This window comes from Bradyrhizobium sp. AZCC 1719 (genome assembly GCF_036924525.1).
Classification (GTDB): domain Bacteria; phylum Pseudomonadota; class Alphaproteobacteria; order Rhizobiales; family Xanthobacteraceae; genus Bradyrhizobium.
Genome location: NZ_JAZHRU010000001.1, coordinates 3,275,886 through 3,301,594, shown reverse-complemented (window position 1 = coordinate 3,301,594; position 25,709 = coordinate 3,275,886). Strand labels below are relative to the sequence as shown.

Below are 25,709 nucleotides of genomic sequence, written 5' to 3'. Positions count from 1 at the left end.
TGCAAATGGCTGTTTTGATTATGACAAGATGATAACTGTGCAGCGTTTTTCACCGTTTGAGCCATCGAAAACCTCACTCATGTTGAGCGTGATCATCCCGACCGAAGGAATAGAACAGCCCGCCGTCGCCACGCTGGCGGCGCTGGTGCCGGGAGCCGCAGCCGGCGTCATCCGCGAGGTGATACTGGTCGACCGGGCCGGCAATGGCGTGATCGAACGGGTGGCAGACGTGGCCGGTTGCCGCTTTCTGAGGTTTGAAGGGACACGCGCCGCGGCATTGGCCGCCGGCGCGCGGGCGGCGCGCTCGCCATGGCTGATGTTCCTGCACGCCGGCGCGGTGCTCGACAGCGGCTGGATCGAAGAGACCGCGCAGTTCATCCAGAACGTATCGAACAGCGGACGGCCGCGTGCCGGAGTATTTCGCTATGCCCGCTCGCCCTATGCCGAGACGCGGCTGCGCGACGGCTTCAAATTCGTCGCCCGCATGCTCGCCGGGCCATCGGCGGAACAGGGGCTCCTGATCGCGCGCGATCATTATGAGCGGCTTGGCGGCTACCGGCCGGACGCCCGCCGCTCCGAAACGCGGCTGCTGCGCCAGCTTGGTCGCTCGGCGCGCACCCAGTTGCGCAGCCGGATCACGGTCGTTGCCTAAAGCGATACGCCGCAGGCCCGGACACAAAATATCGAAAACAACCCCATGCAAAGTAGAAGCCGGACGAGCCGGGCGCCTCCCTCATGAAAATATACTTGCCAAAATCAAATATCTCTTTGACAATGGCAAATATCGAGGTGCCCGAGGTCCCAGATGAATTCCGACCAAGAAGTCGCGGCCGTTCGCGCCTTCAACCGTTTCTATACGCGCAAGCTCGGCATCATCGAGCCGAAGCTGCTGCATAGCCCGTTCACGCTGCAGGAAGCGCGCATCATCTACGAGATCGCGCATCGCCCGGCCTGCACCGCCACCGACCTCACCCGCGAGCTCGGCCTCGATCCCGGCTTCCTGAGCCGCACCCTGCAGGCGCTGCAGCGCCGCCAGATCGTGACGCGAAAACCGTCAAAGGACGACGGCCGCGTCAATGAACTCTCGCTGACCGCCAAAGGCCGCGTCGCCTCTGCCGAGCTCGAGCGCCGCTCGCGCGAGGAGGTCGGAAGCCTGCTCGCTTCGCTCGAAGACAGTCAGCGCGCCGCTGTCGTGCAGGCGATGACGACGATCGAGCGGGCACTGGAACGGCCCACGGAGAAGCCAGCCGCCTTTCTCTTGCGCAGCCATCGACCCGGCGACATCGGCTGGGTGATCTCGAGCCAGGCAAAGGCCTATGCCGAGGAGTATGGCTGGGACATCAGCTACGAGGCACTGGTCGCCGAGATCTGCGCGCAATTCATCAAGACCTATGACGCTTCGCGGGAGCATTGCTGGATTGCGGAAGCAGGCGGCGAGCCGCTCGGCTCGATCTTTTTGGTGAAGGGCAGTGATGACGTCGCAAAACTGCGGCTGTTGCTAGTGGAGAAAAAGGCGCGCGGGCTCGGCGTCGGCCGCGCGCTCGTCGAGCAATGCATCCGCGCGGCGCGCGAGAAAGGCTACAAGAAAATGACGCTGTGGACCCAAAGCATCCTTGTCGCCGCGCGAGGCATCTATCAGGCTGCGGGCTTCCGTCGCGTCAAGGAAGAGCCGCACCATAGCTTTGGCGTCGATCTCGTCGGCGAAACCTGGGAGCTGGACCTGTGAAGCCCGCGCGTCGCGATTGTCCGCGGCGCGTGACGCCAGAACTCATCGATTTCCACATCGAGCGCGCGCGTCTGTTGCGCGCCGAAGCCTATCGCAACATGTGGCGTAAGCTATGGACGCTGCTGGTCAGGCTGAAGCGCCTTGGGCTTTAGGCCGCCGTAGATGCTCATCCAGCCGCGGCATGATCTCGACGAAATTGCACGGGCGCGTGCGGTAGTCGAGCTGGGCGGCGAGGATGCCGTCCCATGCATCGCGGCAAGCGCCCGGCGATCCCGGCAGGCAGAAGATGAAGGTCGCCCCCGCCACGCCGGCGGTGGCACGGCTCTGCACCGTCGACGTGCCGATCTTGGCATGGCTCAGCATGTGGAAGGCGATGGAAAAGCCATCCATCCGCTTTTCGAACAGCGGCTCGACCGCCTCCGGCGTCACGTCGCGGCCGGTGAAGCCGGTGCCGCCGGTGGTGATGATAGCATCGACACTAGGATCGGCGATCCAGCGCTTGATGACGACGCGGATCGCGTCGACGTCGTCGACGATGATCTCGCGCGCGGCAAGATGATGGCCGGCCGTCGTCAGCCGGTCGGCCAGCGTGGCGCCGGATTTATCGTCCGCCAGCGAGCGGGTATCCGAGATCGTCAACACCGCGATGTTGAGCGGCACGAATTGTTTGGTTTCGTCGATGGAGGACATTTGCGCTTTCTCCGTGTCCCGGACGCGGTGCGGCGCGTAGCGACGCGCCGCAGAGCCGGGACCTATTCTTTTCCGACTGACATGGGCCCCGGATCAGCAGCGCATCGCCGGAGTCGCGCGAGGCGCGATCCCGGACGCGCTGCGCAGCATCCGGGGCACGCGATCATCACAACGCTCCCGCCGCAAACGTGTTGCAGGCCTGCACCGTGCCCTTCTGGTAGCCGGTCATGAACCACTGCTTGCGCTGCGCTGCCGAGCCGTGGGTGAAGCTATCGGGCACCACCCTGCCCGTCGACTGCCGCTGCAGCGTGTCGTCGCCGATCGCGGTTGCCGTCTTCAGAGCCGCATCGATATCGCCGGGCTCGATGAAGCCCGGACGCTTCTTCTCTTCGCGATTGACCCAGACGCCGGAAAGACAATCCGCCTGCAGTTCAACCTTGACCTGCAGCGCATTGGCTTCCGCCTTGCTGCCGGCCTGCTGCTGCAACCGCTGCACGCGCGGCAGGATGCCGAGCAGGTTCTGGATGTGGTGTCCCGCTTCATGCGCGATGATGTAGGCGGCCGTGAACTTGCAGGCACTGCCCGAACAGCCGCGGAAGCGCGTCTCGACTTCGCGGAAGAAACTGGTGTCGAGGAAGATCTGCTTGTCCGGCGGGCAGTAGAACGGCCCCATCGCCGACTGCGCCATGCCGCAGCGTCCGCCATTGGTGGCATTGCGAAACAGCACGATGCGCGGGCCGGTGTAATTCTGGCCGCTGGACTGGAATATCTCGCTCCAGCGGTCGTCGATCTCGCCGAGGATGCCGGCGATCATGCTGCCGACTTCATCCTTCGGCGCACCGGTCTTGGCCGGTCCCGACCGGCGATCGGTCTGGTAGGTCGGCGCCTGACCGCCACCGGTCAGGATTTCGGCGCCGCCGATCAGGATGCGTGGATCGATGCCGAAGGCGTAGCCGACGAGGCCGAGCACGATGATGGTGCCGATGCCGAGCCCGCCGCCGCCCATCGGCAGGCCAAAGCCGCCGCCGCCACCCATTCCGCCGCCGCCCTGGTCGCGACGGTCTTCGATGTCGTCGCTGCGGCGGAAATCATCGTAACGCATGGCGCTATTTCCTCATCCCCGGCTGTCGGCCCGAATATTCAACGCGGCAATCACGTAAAATTTCCATTCCGTTAATCAATAGCCCGCCCGGCAAAAATTGCCTAGTGCGCGAGCCGCCGCAATCTCTGCTGGTAATGTTGCCGATGATCTCTCTTCGCATTCTGCGTCGATAACTTTCTTGGTTAAGTCGATTTTTACTTTGCAGGGTCAATGTATCGCCAGTCGGTTGTTTAGTCCCGCGTCGCCGACAGCGTCGCCTGAGTCAGAGTAGTTGAGTCATGGTTGTGTCGCGTCGCGGGGCGTCTGCAAGGGCGCCCCGCACTAAATTTGAGTTTGATTCAAGCGTGCGTATCGTCGTCGGCGATTGCGTCGCCGAGATGTCGAAGCTTCCGGCCGGTTCGGTCGATCTGGTGTTCGCAGATCCCCCGTACAACCTGCAGCTCAAGGGCGATCTGAAACGCCCCGATGAATCCCATGTCGATGCCGTCAACGACGACTGGGACAAGTTTTCATCCTTCGCCGCTTACGATGATTTCACCCGCGCCTGGCTGCTCGCTTGCCGCCGCGTCATGAAACCGTCGGCGACGCTGTGGGTGATCGGCTCCTATCACAACATTTTCCGCGTCGGTGCGATCATGCAGGACCTCGGCTTCTGGGTTCTCAACGACATCGTCTGGCGCAAGACCAACCCGATGCCGAATTTCCGCGGCCGCCGCTTTACCAATGCCCATGAGACCATGATCTGGGCCGCGCGTGATGAGAAGGCCAAGGGCTATACGTTCAACTATGAGGCACTGAAGGCCGCCAACGAGGACGTGCAGGCGCGTTCCGACTGGCTGATCCCGCTTTGCACCGGCGAGGAGCGCCTCAAGGGCGCCGACGGCAAGAAGGTGCACCCGACCCAGAAGCCCGAGGGCCTGCTGGCGCGCGTGCTGCTGTCGTCGTCAAAGCCCGGCGATCTCGTGATCGACCCTTTCAACGGCACCGGCACGACAGGCGCCGTGGCAAAACGTCTCGGCCGCCGTTACATCGGCTTCGAGCGCGACAAGACCTATGCGGCTGCAGCCGAAGAACGCATCGCAGCGATCGAACCGCTGCCTGAGGCGACGCTGGCGCCGTTCATGACGGCGCGCGACGCCCCGCGCGTAGCATTCTCCGAACTGATCGAGCGCGGCATGATTCCGCCCGGCACCAAACTGGTCGATTCCAAAAAGCGTCACGGCGCGCTGGTCCGCGCCGACGGCGCCATCATGCTCGGCGACAAGGTCGGCTCCATTCACCGCATCGGCGCGGTCGCGCAGGGCTCCGGCGCCTGCAACGGCTGGACCTTCTGGCATGTCGAGACCAAGAACGGCCTCAGGCTGATCGACGAGCTGCGCGCCGAAATCCGCTCGGAAATGGCGGCGGGTTAAGCGTTCACCTCACCACAGAGGCGCCCGGGGGTGCTCGGCCCATGGCATGGCCGGGCCAAAGCACCACAACGTGCGTACGGTCTGCGGGCCGACATGGCTCAAAATTCGGCTTGCCCACCTCCTGCGCAGCCGGCGTGATGGGCCGGCATGGCAGCCGTGCCATGCTTGCAGGTAGCGTTGCGCCTTTTCGCCCTTATTTGAAGGTATACGAGCTGCATTCATTTTCCTATTTAGAGATACTCCCATGCGCACACGAGGCTCCGAGTCCTTCATTGTGCTGCCGCTGCTGCCGATCTTCCTGATCGGCCTCTTTCCGATGCTGCTGCTGAGCCTGATGGGCCCTGCCGGGTTGGTCATCCTCGGCATTCTGGTCGCCTGCGCAGGTCTGACCGACATTCTCGACGCCAGCGGCACTTTCAGCGAGCAGATCATCGTCCACGGCTATGCGCGAGGATCAGAACGCGCGGGACAACGTACCGCTCTGCATTCGGAAGTCCGCTTTGCCACGACGATGATTGCTTCCGGCGCTGTCCTTGCGGTCGCCGGTATCGTCGGCCTGTTCATATCGTAAGCGTCCGCTTTTCAGGAATTCGTCGCTTGCGCATCCCGGAGAAATTTGAGCATGGACGTGCCACCCGGTGGCATTGCCGCCGCGGCCAAAGTCCGCAACAAGCCTTGCTGCAAGAAGCAATGGGGAGAATTCCAAATGCTCAAATACTATTTCAACGGATCGCCCAATCCGACCAAGGTCGCTCTCTTCCTGGAGGAAGCCGGCATCGCCTTTGAGCCGGTCGCCGTCGACACCCGCAAGGGCGACCAGTTCAAGCCGGAATATCTCGCCATCAATCCGAACGCCAAGGTACCCGCCATCGACGACGACGGCGTCACAGTGTTCGACAGCAACGCCATCCTGCTTTATCTGGCGGAAAAGACCGGCAAGTTTCTGCCCGCGAACACGCCGCAAAATCGCGCGCAGACGCTGTCCTGGCTGATGTTCGTTGCGACCGGCCTGGGGCCCTATTCCGGTCAGGCGGTACACTTCAAGCATTTCGCGCCGAAGGACCAGAACCACGACTATGCCCACAACCGCTATCAGTTCGAGGCGCAGCGCCACTACGCCGTCCTCAATGATCACCTCGCCGGCCGCAAATATATGGTGGGCGACAGCTACACCATCGTCGACATGGCACTGTGGGGTTGGGCGCGGATGGCCGCGTTCGTGATGGGCGAAGAAGCGGCCGCAAAATATCCCAACGTCAAGCGGCTCGTCGATGAGATCTCGGCCCGTCCGGCAGCCGCCAAGGCGATCGCGCTGAAGGATAATTTCAAGTTCAAGACCGAGATGGACGACGAAGCCCGCAGCAACATGTTCAAGCACATGTCGGTGAAGGCCGCTTGATGCTTCACCCGCCCCTCGAGGGGTCCGAGACGAGCGAAGCTCGCTCGTGGGTCGCCGCGCAGCGGCGGGGTGGGGTGACGGTCCCTCCGCGTCCAACAGCGCCCGAGTTGAAAGACTGTCACCCCGCCCCGTCTCACATGGCGCTGCGCTCCATGTGAGCCGACCCGCCCCCTCGAGGGGCGGGTAAAGCGCGCAACGTGCCTACGCGGCCGCCAACTTCCGCTCTGCCGGGAACGGCCCGAGCACACGCTCGACCAGCGCGGAGTCGCAGTATTCCTTGATCTCCTTGATCTTGCCGTCCTCGATGCGCCAGACCATGCAATATTGATTGTCGTAGCGGACGCCGTCCTTGGTGACGTTGTCGCCCCGCGCTTCGACGACAACGTAATCGCCTTCCGCGATGAAGTTGAAGGCCACCGTGCGCGGGCGTGCGGCGGCGAGGCGTGAGCGCAAATGGCCCATCAGGCCGTTATTGATCGCATCGCGCCCCTTGAACGCGTGCGACCACGAATACTGACCTGTAACGATCCAGGTTACGTCTTCGGCAAGGTTATCGAGAAATGTCGTCCCGCTCCGGTTGGCGGAATCCGTGTAGACCTGCTGCACCAGTTTCTTGTTCGCTGCTGCGCTCATGGCGGCTTCTCCTTTGATCCGATGTCGAGATCATCGCGCGCCGCGCGGCATTCTTCCAATCAATAGAGAATATGATATATATTCACTCCATGAATTTGAATTCGCTTGACCTCAATCTGCTGGTGGCGCTTGACGCACTCTTGAGGGAAACCAGCGTCAGCCGCGCCGCGATGCGGATCGGGCTGTCGCAGCCGGCGGCGAGCCACGCGCTGCAGCGGCTGCGCGACCTGATCGGCGATCCACTGCTGGTTCGAACCGGCGCGCGCATGGAATTGACGCCACGGGCGCAAGCCCTGCGCGCGCCGCTGGCACAGGCGCTCGACCAGGTGCGCTCGCTGTTCATCGCCGACGAGTTCGACGCTGCGCGGAGCGAGCGCCAGTTTCGCCTGATGATGCCGGATCTGGCGGTCGAGCTTCTGATGCCGCCGCTGATGGAGAAGATCACCAAGGCTGCGCCGAACGTCCGGATCGACGTGGTGCCATGGCGCGGGCCGGCGATCTTCACCGCGGAGTTCGCCCGCACCATCGATCTCGTGATCTCGATCGGTAACGCCTTCACCGGATTTCATCGGCAACGGCTCTACACCGACAGCGACGCGCTTGCCGTCCGGCGCGGTCATCCCGCCGGCGCGCGGCTGAAGCGGATCGAAAGCTTTCTCGACGCGCGCCATGTCGCGGTCGTGATCCGCGGCCAGAGCGAGGACCTGATCGACATGTGGTTGCGCCCCAAGGGCATCGAGCGGCGGATCGCGCTGGTCGTGCCCGGCTATCTCGAGGCACTGCACGTCGCCGCGCGCACCGATCTCGTCGCCTTCGTGCCGCGCCGGCTGATCGGTGCGCTGTCGAAGCAATTGTCGCTTTCGACCGTCGCGCCGCCGCTCGATCCCGGGATCGACGAGCAGTTCATGTTCTATCCAACCCGCGCCCAGATGGACCCCGGCTCGATCTGGCTGCGCAACATCATGCTCGGCATCGGCCGTGAGATGGAGCGCGCGAAAAAGGCGGCGTAGCTGCGTACTGCGTCATAAGTTCCTCATGGTGAGGAGCGCGAAGCGCGTCTCGAACCATGAGGCCCCGTCTGTGGCCTACATCCTTCGAGACGCCCGCTCTGCGGGCTCCTCAGGATGAGGGTTTGAACGGGTGTGACGCAGTAGAACAAAGGAGCGCAGCGACGTGCCCACCATCCACGTGGAATTTGAGGATACATGGTGGGCACGGCGCAAGAGCGCATTTGCCCACCCTACGAGATCATGCCTTCTCCTCCGCCAGCACCTTCTGCACCGCTGGCCGCTCTTCCATCCGCTTGCGGTGAGCGGCCACCTTCGGCAGCGTCGCGAGATCGACGCCATCGCCTTCCAGCCAGCCCGCGATGGTATACAGATAGGGGTCGCAGATCGTGTACTGCTCGCCCATCACCCACGGCCCCCTTAGCATGTCACGCTCGATCAGCGTAAAGCACGTTGTCATCGTCTCCGGTACTTTGCGCTTCATGTCGGCGAACGAAGTCTCCTCGGTCGCCCAGCGGGCGCCGCGCATCTTGTGGGCGTGCGCGACATGCACCGTGGAACAGAGATAGCTGCTGATCGACTGCACTTGCGCGAATGCAAAGGGGTCCTGCGGCACGAGCTTCGCGTCTGGAAAGCTGTGCGCAATGAACGCAAGGATCGCCGGCGTCTCGGTCAGCACCCCATTGTCCGTCACCAGCGTGGGCACCCGGCCCTTGGGGTTGATCTTGAGATAGTCCGGACTGTTCTGCTGGTTCTCTTTGAAGTTCAGCCGTTCGGCGCTGTAGGGCGCGCCAACCTCTTCCAGCGTGATATGCGAAGCGAGCGCGCAGGTGCCAGGGGCGTAGTAGAGCTTGAACATGGCGGTCCTCATGAGGAAAGCCGGACGTTAACGGCATGCCCCCGCGCCGTCCATCCCCGGTGGGTGGAGTACCCGCTCGCGGTTCAACTCGGTCGCGGCTGAAGCGTTCCCTCGATATAAACGGTGACGATCGTATCGTCAGCCGGATAATGCTCGGGCGCCACCGCCGTGAGCTGGGCCTGAATGCATTTCCACGCGCCATTCTCGAACAGATATGTGTCGGTGTACGTGGTCATGCCGGTCACTTCACTGCCATCGCGGCGGCGGGTGTGCTTGTTGGTGGAACGCACAAGCGCAACATCGCCAACCACCGTGATGAGCTCATCGCGGACGTCCCAATAGACGATGACCTTGGGGTCAAAGGCCGTCGCCCAATATTTGAGATAGGTCGCACGATCCCATCGCTGGCCTGTCGGCCAGATATTGATGAAGCAGGGATGCAGAATGGCGTCGTGCGAAGGCACGTCGCAGGTAACGAAGTTGTGGATGAAGCGGGCGTTCAACGCACGCAGTTCGTCCATCACAGCAGCCGATTGATGATCACGCAGGGCATGTTGCATCTCGATCTCCCGGAGTTTGAAGGGCCATCTGGCGCGCCTTCTCGGCGGTGGCATTATCAGCCGGGAAGAAGCATTCGATCTTGATCTGTTGCAGCGCCGCGTCCGTCGGCATTGCCAGCGTCGTGAAGGTGGAAAAGAAGGCCAGGCGATATTCGCCCTTGGCGAGCTGCATCGTCATGACCGGTGATGCCGCCTGCGGATGACGCGGCAGCCGCCATTCGGCCGCCGACAGGCCGGGATAGGCCATGATTTCATCAAGCAGTTGCGCCGCGGCCCGGCTGCCTTGCGCGACGTCACGATGCAGGATCTGGATCAACTGCCGCGCGAACTCGTCCCAGTTCACCATGAACTGCCGCAGGCCCTTCGGATGAAAAACGACGTGCATGGCATTGTCCGCAAGGGAGTTTTCCATCTCGAATGAATCGCGAAACGGCCTGAGCAGGCGCGCTGAGGCCTGATTGCGGATGCGAACGTCCCAGTGCCCGTCGATCACGATTCCCGGATACGGCTCCTGCTGCCGGAGAATGAAATCCAGCGCCTGCCGCACCGGCCGCAGATTTTCGGCCGCCAGCCCTTTGTCGCCGAAAGGCGGCACGAAACCCGCGGCGACGTGCAGCGCATTGCGCTCCTCGAGCGGCAGGTCGAGCGCGCTGCCGAGCAACTGCACCATCTCGCGGCTCGGCTGCGAGCGGCCGGTCTCCAGAAAGCACAGATGCCGGGCGGACACGTTTGCATCGGCCGCCAGTTCGATCTGGGTCAGCCGGCGAACGCTTCGCCAATGCTTCAACAGGCTGCTGAAATGCCCAGCCGGGATTTCGTGCGCGTTAGTCTCTGGAGCACTCATGCTGACAATCTAGACCATCGCTTCAGAACGGCAATTACCTCGGATGTAAGTGACCAACTCCGTAATTGCTTGCAGAGTGAGCCCGTTAGAGACCGAAGTTCGAGGGAGCATCGATGGACAAGAACGCAATCGAGAAAGTGGTGACGCAGTATATGGCGGCGTGGAACGAGCCGGACGATACGGCGAGAGGCGCCTTGCTCGAGCAATGCTGGAACGACCGTGGCGTCTATGTCGATCCGAACGTCTCCCTGGCCGGACATGACGCGCTGGCGACGAGGATCGGTGAGGCGCTGGCGAGCCGGCCCGGCGCGCGGCTGGAGTTCATGAGCGGCATCGATATCCATCACAACATGGTTCGCTTCCTTTGGCGACTGGTGCGCGCGGACGGAACCTGCGGCGATATTTCAATCGACTTCGGCGAAATTGGCCCCGATGGCCGGCTGGTCAAGATCGTCGGGTTCTTCGGGCCGCCCCCTCCTCTGCCGTAGAACTCAGGGGCTACGAGGGACATCCGACGGGCCTTCGCAGTTGCCCCCTGCCGCCCCTCATGCCATGACGCCCGGAAAGCAACAGGGGCGTACCATGACTGTTCTCATCGCGGGCGGCGGCATCGGCGGGCTGACGCTGGCGCTCAGCCTGCATCAGATCGGCGTATCAGCCAAAATTTTCGAAAGCGTGCCCGAACTGCGACCGCTCGGCGTCGGCATCAACGTGCTGCCGCATGCGGTGCGCGAGCTGATCGAGCTCGGCCTGCATGATGCGCTTGATGCGGCCGCGGTCCGCACCAAGGAACTTGCGTATTTCTCCAAGCACGGCAAGCCGATCTGGAGCGAGCCGCGCGGCATCGAGGCCGGTTACAAATGGCCGCAATTTTCGATCCATCGCGGCACGCTGCAGCAGATTTTACTCGATGCAGCGATTGAACGGCTGGGAAGAGAGAACATCCTGACCAGCCATCACCTCTCCGGCTGGTCTGAGACGGAGAATGGCGTCCGCGCCGAATTCATCGACAAGGCGACCGGCAAATCGAAGGGCGCTCACGATGGCGCGCTGTTGGTCGCGGCCGACGGCATCCATTCGGCGGTCCGGGAAAAGCTCTATCCCAACGAAGGCCCGCCGATCTGGAATGGACGCATCCTGTGGCGCGGCATCACCGACAGCGACGCCTTCCTGTCCGGCCGCACCATGATCATGGCCGGCCACGAGATCCTGAAGTTCGTCTGCTATCCGATTTCGAAGCAGGCCGACAGCGCCGGCAAGTTCCGGATCAACTGGGTGGCCGAGCGGCACATGCCGCCGACCTATCAGTGGCGGCGCGAGGACTACAACCGCACCGCAAAACTCGAAGAGTTTCTGCCCTGGTTCAAGGACTGGAAGTTCGATTGGCTCGACGTGCCGGGCCTGATCGAGAACTGCCCGCACGCCTACGAATATCCGCTGGTCGATCGCGATCCGATCCCGCAATGGACATTCGGCCCGGTCACACTGATGGGCGATGCCGCGCACCCGATGTACCCGATCGGCTCCAACGGTGCGTCGCAGGCAATTCTGGACGCCCGCGTCATCGCCCGCGAGATCCTCGCAAAGGGCGCGACCAATGCCGCGTTGTCAGCGTATGAAGCCGAGCGCCGGCCCGCCACGACCGACCTCGTGATGCTCAACCGCCGTAACGGCCCCGAGCAGGTGATGCAGATGGTCGAGGAACGCGCGCCCAACGGCTACAACGTCGTGACCGACGTGCTCTCGCTGCAAGAGCTGGAAGACATCGCCGCCAACTATAAACGCGTCGCCGGCTTCCAGGTCGAAGGCCTCAACGCCAAGCCGCCGATTGTTCAGATTATGCGGGAAGCGCCGCGGGCTGCGATCTAGCCGAGGCAATCGCCTTCGCTGTCTCGACCAGCCGTGCGCTGGTCGAGGCCGTCGCCAGCACGGTGCCGTCCTCGGCCGTCAGCCGTCCCTCGACAAAGGCGACGGTCTTGCCGAGTTGGGTGACATTGGCCTCGCCTATGATCGGCCCCGGCCTGGCGGGGCTGAGAAAATTCACCGTCATGGTGATGGTCGCCGTGTAGAGTCTTCCCTCGGTCATGGCGAAGACGGCCGGTCCCATCGTGTCGTCAAGCATCGCTGAGAGGATGCCGCCTTGCACGAAGCCGGCCGGATTGCAGAAATCCGGCTTGCCGTCGAAGCCGATCCGGATCCAGCCATCCCTCGGCCGCGCGTCGAGCAGATGCCATCCGAGCAGTCTGGAAGATGGCGGCGGGTTGAGGTTGTCGAGGGCAGTCGCGATCATGGGAACCTCCGTGAGGCTCCTTCCTAACGCAGCCCTGCTGCCAGCATGGTGTCAGCAGTCGCGCGCGTCGCGGTGCCACACGAGTGGTAGCGATCAGATCCGCGTTGCATTTCGTAGGGAAGTTATTTGCCGGCCACGAAGTAAAAGTCCTGCCTTCCGGAAATCGAGCCGTAGCTGAAAGGCTTTTGCTTGCGACCGGTCGCTTCCATGACGTCGTCGCGAACGAAATCGAAGAGCCTGCGGACTTCGAGGCCGGGTGTTGGAAGATTTTTGACGAAGGCGGACGCGAACGGACTGTTGGTCCCGTCACCGTCGAGCGCGGTCTCGCCATCCTTGGCGGCATAAACCACCAACGTTCCCGCCTCCGGCTCCACAGCGGCCAGACCTCGCGATACCGAGCGGGACGCAACCGTTAGCGTACGCTTCATTTGATTGGCGAATGGATTGTCGCGGCAGGCATCGAGAATGACGAGGCGTAGTTTCCTGGCGCGCTCCGCTGCATTCAGAACCTGTTCAAGCGGTACGGCTTCAAATCCAATATCGCGATCCGCAGCAATCCTGGCGTCGGTCGGAATGAGATAGTTGATTCCGCCGACCTCCATGCCATGCCCGGCGTAATACACGACTGCCCAGTCCGCCGTTTCTGCACGGGCTGCGAAATCGCGCAGGGCGCTGACCAAGGCATCTTTTCGGAGATCGGTTAGCGAAGTAACTGTTTCAAACCCGGTGCGTTTCAAGACGTCGGCGACAAGGTCTGCGTCGCGCACAGGGTTCGGTAATGCGGCGACGTTTTCATAGGCGGAGTTGCCAATGACAAGGGCGATGCGACGATCGTTGTTCGACACCGGTGCAGTGGACGTAACAATTGCTGTAGCGACGTTGGTTTTCTCGGGCAACGCCGTTGCAGGTTGCGCTGAAGGCAACGCAGCAAGCCGCCCTCGCGCCCTGTCCTGCGCCCATCTTGAGGCCTTTTGTCCCAATCCGAGCGTCGTATTGAAGTCAGACCGCGCTTTGGCGAAATCTGCGAGCTTCTCATAGGCCAGCCCACGATTGAGGTACGCATTCGCATACGCGGGGTCCAGTCGTATCACCTCGGTGTAGTCGGCAATGGCACGATCCGTGTCACCTTTGTTACTGTAGGCGTTCCCCCGGTTGTAGTGCGCGTTCGCATATTTGGGATCCAGCCGTATCACCTCGGTGTAGTCGGCAATGGCACGGTCCATGTCGCCTTTGTTACTGTAGGCGTTCCCCCGGTTGTAGTACGCGTTCGCATATTTGGGATCCAGCCGTATCGCCGCGGTGTAGTCGGCAATGGCACGGTCCATGTCGCCCTTCTCGCTATAGGCGTTGCCCCGGTTATAATACGCATGCGCATGCTTGGGATCTCGCCGTATCGCTTCGGTGAAGCCGGCAATGGCACGGTTCGCGTCGTTTGCGGCTGCTGGGTCAGCGATGAAAAGGATTGCGAAACAAAACAATAATGCGCGAAGCATACGAAAGCCCCATTACCGAGCCCTGATCGGAACCAGCATTTAAGCATCAAATTATCGAGGCGATTAGCCAAGTCTTGTGATCTAAATCACAAAATCTGGCCACGAGGACTGCAGACGTGACGATCAGGGTCTCTCGACGAGTTCGAACGCATACGTTTCTATAGCGTCACTCGGAGCTTCTGAAATTAGTGCGGACGCGTGCGTGGAGAAACTTTTCAACGTCTGGTTTTGGTCATCATCGGACGTTAACCGACGCGTACCGCGCACGCTTCGCATGACTCGAAGCCGCTCAATCTATTAGGACAACAGGCGTGCAATGAAGCGCGGCATCCATTCGCCCGACATCTTGTTCCACGGCGGCGAGAACGCAGCTTTTGTTTAGAGCGATCTTGCGGAACAGCAGTGCGTGTTGTCGATGAAATTGGGGACGCCTTGGCTTGTTAAAGAAAATGAGGTCGATAGTGTGGACGCCATGCGCGCTGCTGGCGTTCGTAACCGGCGGAAATAAGTCGATCGGGAGTTCCCATGTGGGACGACGTACTTCTTTACGTCATCATTGGCTTCGTCGCGCAAATGATCGACGGTGCGATCGGCATGGCCTACGGCGTAACGGCTACCTCTGTGCTCCTCAGCCTGGGCGTGCCTCCCGCCACCGCAAGCGCGTGCGTGCATGCGGCGGAGACATTCACCACCGGCGCCTCGGGTCTCGCCCATTGGCGCTTTGGCAATGTTGACCGCAAACTGCTCCTGCGTATTGCCATTCCGGGAATGATTGGTGGGGCAATCGGCGCCTATGCACTCTCCGAACTCCCCGGCGAAGCCTTGAAGCCTTTCATCAGCGCTTACCTCCTTCTGCTTGGCGCTTTTATCGTCTGGAAGGCGCTAGCGGCTCGCCCCATTGAGGCACCTAGGCCGCGCGCAGTCGGCCCTCTGGGTTTGTTCGGTGGCATCCTCGACGCCATTGGCGGAGGAGGATGGGGCCCGATCGTGACCTCTACACTCCTTGGCCAAGGCGCGACGCCGCGCTACGCCATCGGCTCAGTCAACTTGGCCGAGTTTTTCGTCACTTTGACCATATCAACGACTTTCTTTCTCACCGTTGGCCTGAGCCTGTGGCCTATCATCGCCGGTCTCATCATCGGGGGAGTCATCGCGGCGCCGTTCGCAGCGCTTGCGACCAAACACATCCCGGATAAAGTCCTGATGCTTCTGGTCGGCTCCGTTGTAGTGCTCTTAAGCCTGCGCACAATCCTCATGGCAATCGCATCCGGTCCATAGGTCCGCTTAAGGTCATAATGCGAAATTCTCGGGCGCGCACAAAAGTCTGTTCTACCCCGGGGAGGCGGACATTGCATTCTTATGCGTGCACGCACTGGCTCAGCCCAAACCGTGCGCGATGGCCTTACGCATCACGTTGGGAAACGCCTCGTCGGCAAGGGTCGCAACCGGCACCCAGCGCATGCCTTCCGGCGCGCGCGTGTGCGGCGGCACCATGGCCGTGTAGATCACGAGTTCGAGCGGAAAATGCGTGAACACGTGGGTGACCACGCCCGTCTTGCGGTGCCAGCGCGTCACGCCGTTGAGCTCAGGCGCCTGCTTCAGCGCCGCCTTGTCGTCCTGCCCGGCCAGCCACTCCGAGCCCGGTACTTCGGTCATGCCGCCGAGCAGGCCTTTTTCCGCTCGCGTGCGAACGAGGATCTCATCGCCGCGCGTCACGATGAAGGCGGCGCCACGGCGCAGATCTCCCGCTTTCTTCGGCGCCTTGCGCGGAAACGTCTCCTGATCGCCGCGCAGGCGGGCGGCGCAATCATCATTCAGCGGGCACAGCGCACAAGCGGGCTTCTTTGGCGTGCAGATCGAGGAGCCCAGATCCATCAGCGCCTGCGCGCTGTCGCCCGCACGGGATTCCCCCAATAGTGTCGATGCCAATTCCTGGACGCGTGGCTTCGCCTGCGGCAATGGCTCCTCGACAGCGTAAAGCCGCGACACCACGCGCTCGATATTGCCGTCGACCGGCATGGTTCGGATATCGAACGCGATCGCTGCGACCGCCTTTGCCGTGTAAGGCCCGATCCCGGGCAATTGGCGCAGGCCTTCCTCGGTATCGGGAAATATCCCGCCATGGTCGCGCACCACGGCGACCGCGCAGGCATGCAGATTGCGTGCGCGCGAATAATAGCCGAGCCCGGCCCACATCCGCAGCACGTCATCCAGCGAGGCGCGGCCGAGCGCAGCGATATCGGGCCAGCGCGCCAGAAATTTCTCGAAATACGGCCCGACCGTTTTGACGCCAGTCTGCTGCAGCATGATTTCCGACAGCCAGACCCGATACGGATCGGCCCGCTCGCCCGCTGCCGCCCGCCACGGCAAGCGACGGCGATGACGGTCGTACCAGTCGAGCAGCAGCGCGGGGCGGGACTCCGCCACAACAGGCTTTTCTTGTCGTTTGATTTTGGCGACCACCGGACTCATTGGCGCACTCTAGTGTTGGGGCGCAAATCTCTCCACGTCATGCCCGGGCTTGTCCCGGGCATCCACGTCTTTCTTCGCCGCCGAAGTGAAGACCGTGGATGGCCGGGACAAGCCCGGGCATGACGACTGCGAAGGTTACGTTCGCACCGCGCGAAGTGGTATAGAGCCCCCATGTCCAAACCCGGTCCGATCTCGGCGAAACCCCTCTCCGTCCTGCTCAGCGACGTCTTTTCCGACGCCTATGCCAAGCAGGGATTTGCCGCGCGCGAACTGGTGACGCGCTGGGCCGAGATCGCCGGACCCGAGATCGCCGCCCATTCCGAGCCGCTCAAGATGCAATGGCCGCGGCCGGTGGAGGGGCAGCCGCAGGAACCGGCAACCCTGGTACTGCGGGTGGAGGGCCCGATGGCGCTGGAGATCCAGCATTCCTCCGACGTGATCCTGCAACGGGTCAACCGCTTTTTCGGCTGGAGCGCGGTCGGCCGGCTGGCGTTGCGGCAGGCGCCGCTGTCGCGCCGAAATCGCCCCGCGCCGCCCCGCGCGCCCGACCCGAAATTGGTGGCGAAGGTGGCCGAAACCCTGTCCGCCGTGGAGGATGAGGAACTGCGCGCAGCCCTGGCCCGGCTCGGCGCCTCGATCAAGCGAAATTGAGCCCGCAGCGCGGCGCGACCGCCGCAAGCCGCCATTGCCACAACTGGCGTTTCAAGCTAGCGAAGGCTTCTTTTGCAGTTCTTTCGGGCGTGAACGCGCCATTCGGGAGCAGACTTTGATGATCACGCGCCGCGCCTTCACCGCCGCTCTCTCGCTGACCGGGCTTGGCCTGCTCGCCGGCTTCTCGCCGCTGCGGCTGATCACCGATGCGATGGCGCAGAGCCCCGCTGACGTCGCCAAGCCGCAGTCGCTGCCCGACATGGCGCTCGGGCCGGCCAACGCTACCGTGACCATCACCGAATACGCCTCGATGACCTGCCCGCATTGCGCCGCGTTCGCCGAAAAAGTGTTCCCGAAGATCAAGTCGGAATTCATCGACAGCGGCAAGATACGCTACGTGTTCCGCGAATTCCCGCTCGACATCAAGGCCGCCGCCGGATCGATGCTGGCCCGTTGCATCGCCAAGGACGACGCGCCGAGATATTTCGCCGTCATCGACCTTCTGTTCAAGCAGCAGAACGACTGGGTGGTGAAGAATACTACGGAGACGCTGACCCGGATTGGCAAGCAGGCCGGCCTTACGCAAACGCAGGTCGAGGATTGCCTGAAGGATCAGGCGCTGCTCGACAAGATCGCCGCCGACCAGAAATATGCCGCCGAGGTGTTGAAGGTGCAGTCGACGCCGACCTTCTTCATCAATGGCGAGATGATCAAGGGCGAGCAGAGCTTCGAGGAGTTCGCAAAGCGCATCAATGCGATGCTGAAGAGCTGATTCGCGCGATCGGATTCATTCGCGCTGATTGAGTCCAGCAAAAGGCGCCACACAAGCGCCTCAAATCCCTTGGGAAAAGCCCCGCGGGGGCGTTGCTCTCCGGCCCCGGCCTCGCCATTGTCGCGGGCGATAAGAGCCGCAACGGGCGGCTCATCCACACTGACATTGCCTTCTATGGTATTGTCACGGCAGGGAGATTCGCGCCCCGCCAACAGAGATTTGTGTTCATGAAACTTACGCGCCTCCGCCTCCACGGTTTCAAGTCGTTCGTCGAACCCACTGATTTCATGATTGAACCCGGCCTCACCGGCGTGGTCGGACCGAACGGCTGCGGCAAATCCAATTTGGTCGAAGCCTTGCGCTGGGCGATGGGCGAAACCTCGCACAAATCGCTGCGCGCCGCGGACATGGATGCGGTGATCTTCGCCGGTTCCGGCAACCGTCCGGCGCGCAACCACGCCGAAGTGACGATGACGATCGACAATGCCGATCGCACGGCGCCGGCCGCCGTCAACGACAGCCAGGTGCTGGAAATCTCCCGCCGCATCGAGCGCGAGGCGGGCTCGGTCTATCGCATCAACGGCCGCGATGTCCGCGCCCGCGACGTGCAGATCCTGTTTGCCGACGCCGCCACCGGCGCGCGGTCGCCGGCGCTGGTTCACCAGGGCAAGATCGGCGAGATCATTCAGGCCAAGCCCGAGCAGCGCCGCCGTGTGCTGGAAGACGCCGCCGGCGTCGCGGGCCTCCATGCCCGCCGCCACGAGGCTGAGCTGCGGCTGAGGGCTGCCGAAACCAACCTCACCCGCGTCGAGGACGTGATCGGGCAGCTCTCCGGCCAGATCGACGGCTTGAAGAAGCAGGCGCGGCAGGCGATCCGGTTCCGCGAAGTTGCGGCCAAGGTGCGCAAGGCTGAGGCCACGCTGTTCCACCTGCGCTGGCTCGAGGCCAATACCGACGTCGCGGAAGCCGCGCAAACGCACGACGTCAATGTGCGCGAGATGGCCGAGCGCACCCGCGAGCAGGCCGAAGCGGCGCGTATCCAGGCGATCCGCGCTTCCGAATTGCCGGCCTTGCGCGAAGGCGAAGCCCGCGCCGCGGCGGGACTGCAGCGCCTCACCAACGCCCGCGAACAGCTCGACCGCGAGGAAGAGCGCGCCAAGGAGCGTGTCGCCGAGCTCGACCGGCGGCTGAATCAGTTCGCCGCCGACATCGCGCGCGAACAGCAGCAGACATCCGATGCCGAGATCGCGCTGCAGCGCCTCGACACCGAGGACGCCGAGCTGAAGGAAGAGATCAAGTCACGCGTCGAAAAGCGCTCTGGCGTCGACGAGCGCGTGTCGGAAGCGGAAGCGACACTGGCCGCGGCCGAGCGCATGTTCGGCGAGCTGACCACGGCGCTCGCCGACCTCACCGCCAAGCGCAACCAGTTAGAGGCCGGCGTGCGCACCCATCGCGACCGGCTGGCCCGGCTCGACCAGGAACTCGCCAGCGTCGCGGCCGATGAGCAAAAGCTCAGCGACGAGACCGGCAATCTCGGCGACCTCGACGCGCTCGCCGCCGCCATGGAGACCGCGCAGGAAACGCTGGCCGTATCCGAAGCGGCGGCGCAAGCCAACGAGACCGGCCACATCGCTGCACGGCAGAAGCTCGAAGCTTCCCGCGCCCCGCTCACCGAGGCCGAAAAGCGCGTGCAGCGGCTCGAGACCGAAGCGCGCACGATTTCAAAACTGGTCAATGTCGAGACCAAGAATCTGTGGCCGCCGATCATCGACGGTGTCACCGTCGCCAAGGGCTATGAGAAAGCGCTTGGCGCCGTCCTCGGCGACGATCTTGACGCGCCCGTCGATCCCTCCGCGCCGATGCGCTGGACCAATGCCGGCGCAAGCTTCGACGATCCGGCCCTGCCGGACGGCGTGGATGCGCTGGCTGCGCATGTCGAGGCGCCGGCCGAACTGGCGCGCCGTCTTGCGCAGATCGGCGTCGTGCCGAAGGAGCGCGGCGCGGAGTTCGTTTCGCAATTGAAGACCGGCCAGCGGCTGGTCTCGCTGGAAGGCGACGTCTGGCGCTGGGACGGCTTTGTCGCCGCCGCGCATGCACCGACCGGCGCCGCTCGGCGTCTGGCCGAACGCGCCCGCCTGGTCGATATCGAACACGAGCTGGAACAGGCCCGCGCCGATGCTGCTGCCAAGCGGCAGGCCCTGGAAGACGCCGAGGCGGAACTGAAGGCGGCATCCGCCGCCGAAACGGCCGCCCGCGAAGCCTGGCGGGCCGCGCAGCGCGAGGCCGATGCGGCGCGCGAACGCCATGCCGCGACCGAGCGCGAGATCAATCGCCACGCCGCGCGCAAATCCGCGCTGACCGAGGCCCATACCCGCCTTGCCGCCGACCGCAGCGAGGCTGAGGCCGCGCATGAGAGCGCCACTGCCGCGCTGACCGAACTGCCGCCGACGGATGAGACGGAAGCGAAGCTTAGCGCCGTTCGTACCGAGATCGACGGACACCGCCGCTTTGCCGCGCAAGTGCGGGCCGAAGCCCAGGCGCTGGCGCGCGAAGCCGAGTTGGCCGACAAGCGCGTGCAGGCGATCACGGCCGAACGCACCGAATGGCAGAATCGCAAGCAGAGCTCGGCCTCACAGGTCGCCACCGTCGAGGCGCGCATCACCGAGGTAACGGCCGAGCGCGCCGAGCTTGAAAATGCACCGGCCGTGTTTGCCGAAAAGCGTCGCGCGCTGATCAACGAGATCGAGTCGGCCGAAAGCGCCCGCCGCGTCGCCGCGGATGCGCTGGCCGCCGCCGAGAGCGTGATGGCCCAGACCGACCGCGAGGCCAAGGCCTCGCTCGAAGCGCTCTCCTCCGCCCGCGAGGCCTGCGCCCGCGCCGAGGAGCGCATGGAAGGCACCAAGCGCCGCCTTTCCGACATCGAGCGCGAGATCCACGACATGCTCGAAGTCGAGCCGCACGCGGTAGCGGCGCTCGCCGAGATCGAGCCGGGCTCGGAATTGCCGCCGCTTTCCGAAATCGAGGAAAGCCTCGAAAAGCTGCGCCGCGACCGCGAGCGCCTTGGCGCCGTCAATCTGCGCGCCGAGGAAGAATTGCGCGAGGTCGAGACCCAGCACACGGCGTTGACCACCGAACGCGACGATCTGGTCGAAGCCATCAAGCGGCTGCGCCAGGGCATCCAGAGCCTCAACAAGGAAGCCCGCGAGCGGCTGTTGACCTCGTTCGAGACCGTCAACGAGCACTTCAAGCGGCTGTTCGTCGAATTGTTCGGCGGCGGCGAAGCCGCGCTTCATTTGATCGAGAGCGACGATCCACTGGAGGCCGGCCTCGAAATCATCGCCAAACCGCCCGGCAAGAAGCCGCAGACGCTGTCGCTGCTTTCGGGTGGCGAGCAGGCGCTGACGGCGCTGGCGCTGATCTTCGCGGTGTTCCTCACCAACCCGTCGCCGATTTGCGTGCTGGACGAAGTCGACGCGCCGCTCGACGACCACAATGTGGAGCGGTTCTGCAACCTGCTGCACGAGATGACCTCGTCGACGGAAACCCGCTTCATCATCATCACGCATAATCCGATCACGATGGCGCGGATGAACCGGCTGTTCGGCGTCACCATGGCCGAACGCGGCGTCTCGCAACTGGTCTCGGTCGGCCTCGACGACGCCGTGAAGATTTTGGATCAGAACGTGGCGTGATTGTTGTTCGGTCATTCCGGGGCGGCGCGTAGCGACGAACCCGGAATCTCGAGATTCCGGGTTCGGTCCTGCGGACCGCCCCGGAATGACATCGGATGACGGTAGATCATGACCTCACCCGACCTCCCTGCCGAACTGAAAACCGCGCTCGACGGCAAGCTGCGCGGCTTTTCCCGCAGCGACGCCGCCGGCCGCGCCGCCTCAATCTCGAAGACCTATCGCTGCGGCGGCAACTCCGGCACGATCCGCTCTGAAGCCGACGCACTCGCCTATGCGCTGGCACGAATGCCCGCGACCTATGCCGCGGTCACGGCCAGCCTGAACGCACTCGTCCAGAACAGACCTGACTTCGCTCCAAAGACCCTGCTCGACGTCGGCGCCGGGCCGGGCACGGCCACATGGGCAGCGGCCGAAGCATTCCCGTCGCTGACGGAATTCACGCTGCTGGATGCCAACGCCGCGTTGCGTGCGCTGGCGCTGGATCTGGTGCGCAACGGCACGCGGCTGCGCGACATCGGCTACCAGCTCGGCGAGGCCCGCGCCGCGCTTGCCAAAGCGGATACGGCAGACCTTGTCGTGGCGAGCTACATGATCGGCGAAATCGGCGAAGCCGAGCAACGCGCGCTCGCCGAACTGTTGTGGCAGAAGACCCACGACACGCTGCTCGTGGTCGAACCCGGCACGCCCGCCGGCTATGCCCGGATCATTGCGCTGCGCGCGCACCTGATCGCGCTGGGCGCACATGTCGCCGCCCCCTGCCCGCACGACAGTCAATGCCCGCTACAAGCACCGGACTGGTGCCATTTCACCCAGCGCCTGCAACGCTCACGCGCGCACAAGCAGGTCAAGGGCGCGGAGCTGCCGTACGAGGATGAGAAATTCTCTTATGTCGCGTTGACGCGCGCTGCGGTGGAACGGCACCCCACTCGCGTGCTGGCGCAACCGATCGTCACCAAGGTCGAAGTAACGGCGAAACTTTGCACGCCGGAAGGTCTCAGCTTCGCGAAAATGCCCCGCCGCGCCAAGGCGGATTACGCCCGTGCGCGCCGCTGGCGGTGGGGCGATGCCGTTAGTTGATCCGTCATTCCGGGATGGTGCGCCAGCACCAGACCCGGAATCTCGAGATTCCGGGTTCGATGCTCCGCATCGCCCCGGAATGACGGCGAGTGTCAGTCTCGTGAACTTATTCCGTCCCACTTCCGACTAACGCCATGCCCCACCTTCCGGGCGGGCTGCCGCACGCCCCGGTTTTCGTCTAGTTTCGCTGTCCTTCGTTCCCCTTCAGGAGTTGTCCCTCATGTCGACCGGCTGGATCGTTCTCGGCGTCATCGTCATCATCGTGCTGTTTGCGTTTGCCGCGTATAACCGCCTCGTCGCGCTCAGCCAGCGGGTCGGCCAGGCCTTTGCCGATATCGACGTCCAGCTCAAGCAGCGCCACGATCTGGTGCCGAACCTGGTCGAAACCGTGAAGGGCTATGCCAGCCACGAGCGCGGCACGCTCGACGATGTCATCAAGGCGCGCAATTCCGCGATGTCGGCGCAAGGACCGGCGCAGGTATCCGCTGCCGAGAACCAGCTCTCCGGCGCGCTCGGCCGCCTGATCGCGCTGTCGGAGGCCTATCCGGACCTCAAGGCCAACGCCAACTTCCAGCAACTCGCCAGCGAACTGTCCGACCTCGAAAACAAGATCGCGGCCAGCCGCCGCTTCTTCAACAACGCGGTCCAGGAATACAACACCGGCATCCAGCAGCTTCCGGCAGCGCTGTTTGCCGGCATGTTCGGCTTCACCCGCAAGGAATTCTTCGATCTCGGCGCCAGCCGCACCGAAGTCGAGGTCGCGCCGACCGTGAAGTTCTGATCGAATGTCGCCTCGCCCTCTCCGTCATTCCGGGGCGTCGCGAAGCGACGAACCCGGAATCTCCTCTCCCCAAGGAATCTCGAGATTCCGGGTTCGTCGCCTTGCGACGCCCCGGAATGACCGTGGTTAGTGAAAGCCTATCATGGCCGCGTACGGTCTCTACACGCATATCGCATCGAACAAGTTGCGTTCGATGCTGCTGCTCGCCGGGCTGTTTCTGCTTATCTACGTGCTGGTCTTTGCCGGCGCGCTGGTTGCGGAAGTGGTGCTCAATAGCGGTGCTTCACTCAACTATTATCTGACGCGCGCCTTGCGCGACCTGATCGCAGCCTTCCCCTATGCGACAATCATCGCCGCGCTGTGGATCGTGATCGCCTATTTCTTCCACCAGAACATGATCGACGCCGTGACCGGCGGCGAGAGCGTGACGCGGCAGCAGCAGCCGCGGCTCTATAATCTCCTGGAAAACCTCTGCATCTCGCGCGGCATCACGATGCCGAAGCTGAAGGTGATGGACAGCCCGGCACTGAACGCCTTCGCCACCGGGCTCAACCAGCGGCAATATTCCATCACGGTGACGTCGGGCCTTCTGCAGGCGCTCAACGACCAGGAGATCGAGGCCGTGCTCGGCCACGAGCTCACACATATCCGCAATGGCGACGTGCAGTTGATGGTGATCGCCATGATCATCGCCGGCGTGGTGGGCTTTTTCGGCGAACTGTTCTTTCGAACGTTTACCAACCTGTCGTGGAACTCCACCGGCAGCGACTGGTCGTCCTCGTCATCTTCCTCTTCGTCCTCTTCATCGTCGTCCGACCGCGGCAAGGGCGGCGGCGGCGCCGTCATGGCGATCATTATCGCGGTCGTGCTGATCCTGCTGGCCTGGCTGTTGTCGCAAGTCGTCAAGCTGGCGCTGTCGCGGTCGCGCGAACTGTTGGCCGACGCCGGCTCGGTCGAACTGACCAAAAACCCCGACGCCATGATCACGGCGCTGCGCAAGATCGAAAATCGCGGCGAGCTGCCCGGCGCGACGTCTGCGGTGATGGAGCTCTGCGTCGACAATCCGCGCGAAGGGTTTGCCGACCTGTTCGCTACCCATCCGTCAGTCGACAGGCGCGTCAAGGCGCTGGTGCAGTTTGCCGGCGGCCGCGATCCTGGCCCGCTCGCCCTCCCGTCGGATGCAGCGGATGAACCCGGTGAGTCGGAGGAATCGGCCACGGAGCAACTCCAACCGCCGGTTCCCCGCGGCCCGTGGGGCGACGCCAACGAGCCCGCCGGCGTTCCGGGCACTCCTCCCGGCCCCTCGGAAGGCCCCTGGGGCCCGCATCGCTAAACAGCCGCCCTGCCCGACGCTCCGATTAACGAATTCCGTGCGAATAATGGCGACAGCCGTCTAATGAATTGAATTATCCCTTGTTTCTGCCATGTTCGCGCCCAAAGCAGGGGAATGGGGCATGCCGGCCGCTCCCGCGGTCGGAACTGCTGTTCAAGGGAATTCCATGGCAAAGCCAGTCGTGATTGTGGTGGGCGCGGACAAGGGCGGGGTCGGCAAGACGACCGTGTCGCGGACGCTCCTGGATTATTTCAGCGCCAACAACGTGCCGACCCGGGCGTTCGACACCGAATCGCCGCGCGGCACCCTGAAGCGCTTCCACCCCGACATCACCGAGATCGTCGACATGACGACGACATCGGATCAGATGAAGATCTTCGATACGCTGAGCGCCGGGCCGTCGGTGACCGTGATCGACGTCCGCGCCGGACTGCTGTCGCCGGCGCTGGCTTCGCTCCGCGATATCGGCTTTCTCGATGCCGCAAAGGCCGGGCAGATCACCTTTGCCGTGTTCCACATCCTGGGCCCGTCGATCGCTTCGCTGGACGAAATCGCCGAGACCGCGAACTTCATGCACGGCGCCAAATATTTCCTGGTGAAGAACTTCATCAACGATACCCAGTTCTTCCAGTGGGATCAGTCGACCTACAACTCCTACTTTCACCGCATCAAGGACGCCACCGACCTCGTCATCCCCAAGCTCAATGAGATGGCCTATGAGCAGGTCGAGGTTTCCTCGGTGCCGTTCCTCAAATTCGTCGCCAACAAGGGCAAGGACGACGAGGCCGCGAACTATTCGTTCGTGCTGCGCGGCTATGTCCGGCACTGGCTCGCCAACGTCTGGAGCGAGTTCGACCGCATCAAGCTGACCGATCTCGTCGGCGCCAAGCCTGGCGTGCGCAGCGGCGAAAAATAG

At 63.3% G+C, this 25,709-nt stretch carries 26 protein-coding genes; 17 read left to right on the top strand and 9 right to left on the bottom strand.

The genetic code is table 11. The features are described 5' to 3' along the window. The first annotated feature begins 79 nt into the window (after positions 1-79). From V1292_RS15635 to V1292_RS15625, 3 genes are all read left to right on the top strand, one after another. Positions 80-652, top strand: coding sequence for a glycosyltransferase (locus V1292_RS15635; protein ID WP_334373628.1), 573 nt, complete (start codon positions 80-82; stop codon positions 650-652). Between the two features lie 153 nt (positions 653-805). After that, on the top strand, positions 806-1,726 hold the full coding sequence (locus tag V1292_RS15630) for a bifunctional helix-turn-helix transcriptional regulator/GNAT family N-acetyltransferase (protein ID WP_334373627.1): 921 nt from the start codon (positions 806-808) through the stop codon (positions 1,724-1,726). After that, on the top strand, positions 1,723-1,878 hold the full coding sequence (locus V1292_RS15625) for an RSP_7527 family protein (protein ID WP_334373626.1): 156 nt from the start codon (positions 1,723-1,725) through the stop codon (positions 1,876-1,878). The genes V1292_RS15630 and V1292_RS15625 overlap by 4 nt, the downstream gene beginning before the upstream one ends. Here the strand turns inward: V1292_RS15625 and moaB are convergent. After that, positions 1,853-2,416: a molybdenum cofactor biosynthesis protein B gene (gene moaB, locus V1292_RS15620; protein WP_334373625.1), complete on the bottom strand. Its 564-nt coding sequence runs from the start codon at positions 2,414-2,416 to the stop codon at positions 1,853-1,855. The two genes, V1292_RS15625 and moaB, sit on opposite strands and share 26 nt — an antisense overlap. A gap of 166 nt (positions 2,417-2,582) precedes the next feature. Beyond that, on the bottom strand, positions 2,583-3,518 hold the full coding sequence (gene ypfJ / locus V1292_RS15615; RefSeq protein WP_334373624.1) for a KPN_02809 family neutral zinc metallopeptidase: 936 nt from the start codon (positions 3,516-3,518) through the stop codon (positions 2,583-2,585). A gap of 278 nt (positions 3,519-3,796) precedes the next feature. On the opposite strand from ypfJ, the gene V1292_RS15610 reads away from it, so the two are divergent. From V1292_RS15610 to V1292_RS15600, 3 genes are all read left to right on the top strand, one after another. After that, positions 3,797-4,930 (top strand): site-specific DNA-methyltransferase, encoded by a 1,134-nt coding sequence (locus V1292_RS15610; RefSeq protein ID WP_334373623.1) that lies wholly within the window; start codon positions 3,797-3,799, stop codon positions 4,928-4,930. Positions 4,931-5,174: 244 nt separating this feature from the next. Then, a complete protein-coding gene (locus V1292_RS15605; RefSeq protein WP_334373622.1) occupies positions 5,175-5,501 on the top strand; it encodes a hypothetical protein in 327 nt (108 codons plus the stop codon). 135 nt (positions 5,502-5,636) lie between these two features. Continuing rightward, entirely contained in the window at positions 5,637-6,329 is a 693-nt protein-coding gene (locus tag V1292_RS15600; protein ID WP_334377057.1) for a glutathione S-transferase family protein, read from the top strand. A 201-nt stretch (positions 6,330-6,530) separates the two neighbouring features. Here the strand turns inward: V1292_RS15600 and V1292_RS15595 are convergent, their stop codons facing one another. Further along, positions 6,531-6,962 carry a nuclear transport factor 2 family protein gene (locus V1292_RS15595; RefSeq protein ID WP_334373621.1) on the bottom strand — a complete coding sequence of 144 codons (432 nt, stop codon included), beginning with the start codon at positions 6,960-6,962 and terminating at the stop codon, positions 6,531-6,533. A gap of 89 nt (positions 6,963-7,051) precedes the next feature. Between V1292_RS15595 and V1292_RS15590 the strand changes: the two genes are divergently transcribed. Beyond that, a complete protein-coding gene (locus V1292_RS15590; protein WP_334373620.1) occupies positions 7,052-7,972 on the top strand; it encodes a LysR family transcriptional regulator in 921 nt (306 codons plus the stop codon). A gap of 238 nt (positions 7,973-8,210) precedes the next feature. Here V1292_RS15590 and V1292_RS15585 read toward each other — a convergent pair whose 3' ends face one another. The 3 genes from V1292_RS15585 to V1292_RS15575 all read right to left on the bottom strand — a co-directional run bounded on the left by V1292_RS15585 (position 8,211) and on the right by V1292_RS15575 (position 10,232). Continuing rightward, complete coding sequence (locus tag V1292_RS15585; RefSeq protein ID WP_334373619.1) at positions 8,211-8,828, bottom strand: glutathione S-transferase family protein; 618 nt, start codon at positions 8,826-8,828, stop codon at positions 8,211-8,213. Between the two features lie 83 nt (positions 8,829-8,911). Then, positions 8,912-9,388, bottom strand: a complete 477-nt coding sequence (locus tag V1292_RS15580) for a nuclear transport factor 2 family protein (RefSeq protein ID WP_334373618.1) — start codon at positions 9,386-9,388, stop codon at positions 8,912-8,914. After that, complete coding sequence (locus V1292_RS15575) at positions 9,369-10,232, bottom strand: helix-turn-helix domain-containing protein (protein WP_334373617.1); 864 nt, start codon at positions 10,230-10,232, stop codon at positions 9,369-9,371. The genes V1292_RS15580 and V1292_RS15575 overlap by 20 nt, the downstream gene beginning before the upstream one ends. 113 nt (positions 10,233-10,345) lie before the next feature. Between V1292_RS15575 and V1292_RS15570 the strand changes: the two genes are divergently transcribed. Continuing rightward, positions 10,346-10,720, top strand: coding sequence for a nuclear transport factor 2 family protein (locus V1292_RS15570; RefSeq protein ID WP_334373616.1), 375 nt, complete (start codon positions 10,346-10,348; stop codon positions 10,718-10,720). Between the two features lie 94 nt (positions 10,721-10,814). Next, positions 10,815-12,101 (top strand): flavin-dependent oxidoreductase, encoded by a 1,287-nt coding sequence (locus V1292_RS15565; protein WP_334373615.1) that lies wholly within the window; start codon positions 10,815-10,817, stop codon positions 12,099-12,101. Here V1292_RS15565 and V1292_RS15560 read toward each other — a convergent pair. Then, on the bottom strand, positions 12,070-12,522 hold the full coding sequence (locus V1292_RS15560) for a PaaI family thioesterase (protein ID WP_334373614.1): 453 nt from the start codon (positions 12,520-12,522) through the stop codon (positions 12,070-12,072). The genes V1292_RS15565 and V1292_RS15560 overlap by 32 nt on opposite strands. Positions 12,523-12,644: 122 nt before the next feature. Next, positions 12,645-14,015 carry a caspase family protein gene (locus V1292_RS15555; RefSeq protein WP_334373613.1) on the bottom strand — a complete coding sequence of 457 codons (1,371 nt, stop codon included), beginning with the start codon at positions 14,013-14,015 and terminating at the stop codon, positions 12,645-12,647. Between the two features lie 525 nt (positions 14,016-14,540). Here V1292_RS15555 and V1292_RS15550 point away from each other — a divergent pair. After that, the gene (locus V1292_RS15550) at positions 14,541-15,293 is read left to right on the top strand and encodes a sulfite exporter TauE/SafE family protein (RefSeq protein ID WP_334373612.1); all 753 of its coding nucleotides are present in this window, start codon (positions 14,541-14,543) and stop codon (positions 15,291-15,293) included. Between the two features lie 99 nt (positions 15,294-15,392). Here V1292_RS15550 and mutY read toward each other — a convergent pair whose 3' ends face one another. Next, a complete protein-coding gene (mutY, locus tag V1292_RS15545) occupies positions 15,393-16,487 on the bottom strand; it encodes an A/G-specific adenine glycosylase (protein ID WP_334373611.1) in 1,095 nt (364 codons plus the stop codon). A gap of 171 nt (positions 16,488-16,658) precedes the next feature. Between mutY and V1292_RS15540 the strand changes: the two genes are divergently transcribed. The 7 genes from V1292_RS15540 to V1292_RS15510 all read left to right on the top strand — a co-directional run bounded on the left by V1292_RS15540 (position 16,659) and on the right by V1292_RS15510 (position 25,709). Continuing rightward, a complete protein-coding gene (locus V1292_RS15540) occupies positions 16,659-17,138 on the top strand; it encodes a DUF721 domain-containing protein (protein ID WP_334373610.1) in 480 nt (159 codons plus the stop codon). A gap of 115 nt (positions 17,139-17,253) precedes the next feature. Then, a complete protein-coding gene (locus V1292_RS15535; protein WP_334373609.1) occupies positions 17,254-17,910 on the top strand; it encodes a DsbA family protein in 657 nt (218 codons plus the stop codon). A 227-nt stretch (positions 17,911-18,137) separates the two neighbouring features. Next, the gene (gene smc, locus V1292_RS15530) at positions 18,138-21,602 is read left to right on the top strand and encodes a chromosome segregation protein SMC (protein WP_334373608.1); all 3,465 of its coding nucleotides are present in this window, start codon (positions 18,138-18,140) and stop codon (positions 21,600-21,602) included. 108 nt (positions 21,603-21,710) lie between these two features. Next, positions 21,711-22,679 (top strand): small ribosomal subunit Rsm22 family protein, encoded by a 969-nt coding sequence (locus tag V1292_RS15525; protein WP_334373607.1) that lies wholly within the window; start codon positions 21,711-21,713, stop codon positions 22,677-22,679. 220 nt (positions 22,680-22,899) lie between these two features. Then, on the top strand, positions 22,900-23,460 hold the full coding sequence (locus tag V1292_RS15520; RefSeq protein WP_334373606.1) for a LemA family protein: 561 nt from the start codon (positions 22,900-22,902) through the stop codon (positions 23,458-23,460). A 142-nt stretch (positions 23,461-23,602) separates the two neighbouring features. Continuing rightward, on the top strand, positions 23,603-24,793 hold the full coding sequence (locus V1292_RS15515) for a M48 family metallopeptidase (RefSeq protein WP_334373605.1): 1,191 nt from the start codon (positions 23,603-23,605) through the stop codon (positions 24,791-24,793). A gap of 166 nt (positions 24,794-24,959) precedes the next feature. Continuing rightward, the gene (locus V1292_RS15510; RefSeq protein ID WP_334373604.1) at positions 24,960-25,709 is read left to right on the top strand and encodes a hypothetical protein; all 750 of its coding nucleotides are present in this window, start codon (positions 24,960-24,962) and stop codon (positions 25,707-25,709) included.